This is a genomic window from Candidatus Cloacimonadota bacterium (assembly GCA_011372345.1).
In the GTDB taxonomy this organism is placed as follows: domain Bacteria; phylum Cloacimonadota; class Cloacimonadia; order Cloacimonadales; family TCS61; genus DRTC01.
In genome coordinates this window covers 1-2900 of sequence record DRTC01000527.1, presented here as the reverse complement: position 1 = coordinate 2900, position 2900 = coordinate 1, and the positions used below count along the sequence as shown (strand labels likewise).

Annotated in this window: 3 protein-coding genes; all 3 read left to right on the top strand. The window is 34.8% G+C overall.

The window, feature by feature from the left end; genetic code table 11:
* Positions 1-592 precede the first annotated feature (592 nt).
* The gene (locus ENL20_10045; protein ID HHE38897.1) at positions 593-1360 is read left to right on the top strand and encodes a slipin family protein; all 768 of its coding nucleotides are present in this window, start codon (positions 593-595) and stop codon (positions 1358-1360) included.
* Positions 1357-2307, top strand: a complete 951-nt coding sequence (locus ENL20_10040) for a tetratricopeptide repeat protein (GenBank protein ID HHE38896.1) — start codon at positions 1357-1359, stop codon at positions 2305-2307. The genes ENL20_10045 and ENL20_10040 overlap by 4 nt, the downstream gene beginning before the upstream one ends.
* 174 nt (positions 2308-2481) lie before the next feature.
* The coding region (locus ENL20_10035) for a hypothetical protein (GenBank protein ID HHE38895.1) at positions 2482-2900 on the top strand (419 nt) is incomplete at its 3' end.

The window sequence follows — 2900 nt, the reverse complement described above, 5'->3', positions numbered from 1 at the left end:
TTTCTGGAAGCAGATAGAACTTATGAAAGACAGGTCTGCACTTTTAGAATTCCGGTTGGACTTGAATTCCGTTTACCTAAGAAAGATCTGTCCGATCATGATGCTTTTGGTCTCAGAAATTTCAACTTCCGCATCGGGACAACCTTTATCTCTACAAAAACCATTATTAACGATAAACGCCAGGTTAGCGATTCTTATCCATTAACAACCACAACCGAATTTGGTGATGGTGATGTCGAAATCAATTTTGATGATAATTTCTATCAGTCAACGAGTGAACATTCGGAAGATATCGAAGCTACTAAACGATTTTCCGGAGGTATCGGTTATAATCATTCCAAAAATCTGCAAATAGATTTCGGTGGTTATATCGACGATGATTGGAAAAATTCTTTGATCGGAATTTCTTTTTCAGTGAAACTTTAAATAAATTTGATTTATATTAAACCTACAAGCGATGTTCTTTCGAATATCGCTTGTTTTTTTCGAATAATATTTGCTAATAATTTCCAAATTTGGAAAATCCTTGCCAGATATTAACATAAAAATATTTAGTAAATCATTTTCAAATAGCTTTTTTAGAGGAGGAAAGATGGAATTTGTTATTTTCAAAACTTACTACATTATTGGCATAATTGTTATGCTGCTTCTGATCAAAGCGATCAAAATTATCAGGGAATATGAAAGAGCAGTTGTCTTCCGTTTGGGAAAATTTCAGAAGGTTCGAGGACCAGGATTGATCATCCTTATTCCTTTCATTGATAAAATGGTCAAAGTAGAATTGAGAACCGTTACTCTCGATGTTCCACCGCAAGATATTATTACCAGAGATAATGTTCCGGTAAAAGTAAATGCTGTGGTTTACTTCAAAATTGTCAATCCGGAAGATGCAATTGTCAAGATCGAGAATTACAAGACAGCAACTTCCCAGATTGCTCAAACAACTCTTCGTAATATTTTAGGAAAATCCGAACTGGACGAACTGCTTTCCCAAAGAGAAAAGATAAGTCAGGAATTACAGCAGGTCATTGATGAACAGACAGATCCATGGGGAATAAAAGTCAGTGTGGTGGAAGTTAAAGATGTGGAACTTCCGGCAACGATGCAGCGAGCAATGGCAAAACAGGCAGAAGCAGAAAGAGAAAGAAGAGCAAAAGTCATTCATGCTGAAGGAGAATTTCAAGCTTCTTCAAAACTTGCCGAAGCTGCCGATGTTTTGAGTAAAAACACCGCTTCTATTCAATTAAGATTTTTGCAGACTCTAACGGAAATTTCAACTGAAAAAAATTCTACGATAGTTTTTCCGGTACCGATTAATTTGATGAAGGCTTTTCTAAATAAAGATGAACATCCTGAATGAAAAGAACCATATTAATATTTTTCCTGTTAATTTTAATTTTCAGTGGATGTTCCAAGCAAAAAACGGAAAAACAAGAAGAATCAGAACTCCCAAACATCGATGCTCTCTGGGATTATCAGTATCCTGATTCCACAGAAATAAAGTTCAGAGCATTAGTTCCCGAAATTAAAAGCTCCGGAAATACAGATTATTACCTGCAATTATTAACTCAAATTGCACGCACTCAAGGTCTGCAACGAAAATTTGAAGATGCTCATAAAACTCTGAATGAAGTCGATTCTCTTTTAACGGATAATACAAAAACTGCAAAGATCAGATATTTATTAGAAAGGGGAAGAACTTTCAGATCATCAGGATTTCCGGAAAAAGCAAAACTTTTGTTCCTGAAAGCCTGGGATTTTGGTATTACAAACAAACTTGATCTGTATGCAATCGATGCAGCTCATATGATGGGAATTGTCGAACCTCCGGAAAAACAATTGGACTGGAATTTGAAAGCACTCGAGTTGTGTGAAAAAACTGAAGATAAGAGAGCAAAAGGTTGGCTCGGACCTCTTTACAATAATATTGGCTGGACTTATCACGACTTGGAAGAATATGAAAAAGCTCTGGAACTTTTCCAGAAAGGTCGGAAATGGCGGGAAGAAATCAAGGATGAGCATGGAACCATGATCGCCAAATGGACTGTTGCCAGAACTTTTCGCTCACTTGGAAAATTGGATGAAGCACTTGAGATTCAATTAGCTCTGGAAAAGGAATACGAAGAACAGCAATTAGGGCAGGATGGTTATATTTTCGAAGAATTAGCAGAAATCTATTTATTGAAAGAACAGGAAGAGGAAGCAAAAAAATATTTTGGGCTGGCTTATGAATATCTTTCCCAAGATCAATGGTTAGCAGATAATGAACCGGAAAGATTGGCAAGATTGAAAGAATTGAGTGAATAATTTTTTTGCTCCAAAATTTTATTTGGGAGCACAATTGGAAAAGAAATTGTATTTTGAAAATGCTTCTTCATTAAAAAAATCGAAGAGAATTCCTTTAGTTACTGAAATGAAAAAGAATCACTTTGAATTTAAAAAATCTGGCAAGTTTTCATCAGTCTAACTCAATGATAAACTATGTCGGTTAAAATTCTCTCCATCCAAGAAAACAGTTTAGCAGAAGATCACCATCTTCAAAAAAACGATAAAATAACAAAAATAAACAACCACCCAATCGACGATTTTCTCGACTTCCAATTTTATTCTGCAGATGAAATCCTCCATTTCAGGATTTTGAAAAATAATGGAGAATATGAAGAAATAACAATTCATCAAAATTGGGAAATTCCTATAGGAATAGAAGTCGAGCAACCAAAATGTCGAAGTTGCATTAATGATTGTGTTTTCTGTTTCGTATCTCAACTGAAACCAGATTTGCGAGAAGCTTTATATCTGAAGGATGGAGATTACAGGTTTTCTTTTATTTATGGTAATTTTATAACTTTAACAAACCTGACAAAAAAAGATTATCAAAAAATAATTACTCAGAAATTAAC